General features: G+C 58.3%; 1 protein-coding gene. It reads right to left on the bottom strand.

Annotation, left to right across the window (positions count from 1 at the left end; genetic code table 11):
* A partial coding sequence (locus AC0L3U_RS39820) for an alpha/beta hydrolase-fold protein (protein ID WP_473365184.1) occupies positions 1 to 216 on the bottom strand: 216 nt, incomplete at its 3' end.
* Between the last annotated feature and the right edge of the window lie 38 nt (positions 217 to 254).

Raw genomic sequence — 254 nt, 5'->3', positions numbered from 1 at the left:
GGCCATGCGATGGGCACCGGCCTTCTGCATGAAGTTCTCATCGGTGCAGGTCAAGCCAGACAGCCAGTACAGCACCGGCAGCTTGCCGCACTGCTCCGCTTGCGGCGGCAGGTAGACTGCGAAGGTCATGTCGCAATCGAGCACGTGGGAGCTGTGTTTGTAGCGCTTGTGCCAACCACCAAAACTTTTCTGACAGGAAATATTTTCCAGGGACATGGGGGTTCTCCCAGCTGCAAGCCGCACGCTTCAAGCGA

This window comes from Bradyrhizobium sp. Kon69, from assembly GCF_055807515.1.
Note: the sequence above shows the minus strand (reverse complement) of the source record. Positions and strands in the feature narration are given on the sequence as shown.